This window comes from Arhodomonas sp. KWT (assembly GCF_010993615.1).
In genome coordinates, this window is sequence record NZ_WNXE01000490.1 from 1 (window position 1) to 1,230 (window position 1,230).

Consider the following 1,230-nt stretch of genomic DNA (forward strand, 5'->3'; position numbering starts at 1 on the left):
AACCCCGCGCTCATTCGCCGGTCCCGTCGAAGTGCCGGTAGCCGGTGCGCCCCGCGGCAAGCGGCGCGCCGTCCGCACCGACGAGGGTCACGGCCGCGGCACCGGCGGTAATCACGCCAACGGGCGTCACCGCCACGCCGGCATCCGCCGCACGACGCCGTAGGGCCTCGCCGGCGTCCGCCGGCGCGGTGAACAGCAGCTCGTAGTCGTCGCCGCCGCTGAGGGCGTAGTCCAGCGCGGCCCCGCCGCGCGCGGCCAGCGCGGGTGACAGCGGGACGTCGGCGGCACGCACCGTCGCCGCCACCCCACTGCGCTCGCACAGGTGGGCGGCATCGGCAAGCAGCCCGTCGGAGACGTCCACCGCGGCGGTGGCGAGCCCGCGCAGTGCCCGCCCGAGGGCGATCCGGGGGGTCGGCCGGTGGAGCCGCTCGATCAGGGGGGCCACGTCGTCTCCGCGCTCGCCGGCCTGCCAGCAGGCCAGCCCCGCGGCGGCCTCGCCGGGCCACCCCGAGACCCACAGGACGTCGCCGGGGCGGGCGCCGTCACGGCGCAGGGGATTGTCCACCGGCCCGCCGACGAACAGCGATGCCGTCAGCCGCTCGCCCCGCGTGGTGTCGCCGCCGATGAGCGCCAGGCCGTGGGTCCGCGCGAGCGCGTCCAGCCCGCCGCGCATGGCGGTGAGCCAGTTCTCGTCCACCGCCGGCAGGGTCAGCGCCAGCAGCGCCCAGGCAGGCTCCGCGCCCATCGCCGCCAGGTCGCTGAGGTTCACGGCCAGCAGCTTGTGGCCGATGCTCGCCGGCGGGGCGTCGGCGGGGAAGTGGACGTCCTCGATCATGGTGTCCACGGCCAGCGCGAGGGTCGTGCCGCCGACCTCGACCAGGGCGGCATCGTCGCCGCAGCCCAGGGTCACGTCGCCGCGCTCGGCCCCCAGGCCGGTGAAGAACCGCTCGATCAGCGCGAACTCCGAGAGGCTCATCCCTGCTCCGGCCGGAACCACTCGGGGTAGAGGGTGGCGATGGCCTCACCGCCGGCACGCCAGCCGTGGCAGCTGTTCATGAGCATCGGGCGACCGTCGCTGTCCGGCGGCGGATGGATGGTCTGGTAGGCGGTGGTGGCGATCGGGCGCAGCAGCTCGAAGAGGTGGGTGCAGCCCTCGACGCTCCCGATGCGTGAGCGAACCGCCTTCATCCAGCCGGGGCCGATGCGCACGCCCACCAGCGACTGGAAGGC

General features: G+C 75.5%; 2 protein-coding genes. Both read right to left on the reverse strand.

Features of this window, described 5'->3' with window-relative positions; genetic code table 11:
- Window positions 1–10: 10 nt before the first annotated feature.
- A complete protein-coding gene (gene thiL / locus G7A99_RS20140) occupies window positions 11–976 on the reverse strand; it encodes a thiamine-phosphate kinase (protein WP_163143599.1) in 966 nt (321 codons plus the stop codon).
- Window positions 973–1,230: DUF2889 domain-containing protein (locus G7A99_RS20145; RefSeq protein WP_163143602.1), on the reverse strand; the 258-nt coding region annotated here is incomplete at its 5' end. The genes G7A99_RS20145 and thiL, both read right to left, overlap by 4 nt.

Bases quoted from the DNA above. Each gene is read 5' to 3' on its own strand.
- thiL (WP_163143599.1), bottom strand. From the start codon at position 976: ATGAGCCTCTCGGAGTTCGCGCTGATCGAGCGGTTCTTCACCGGCCTG.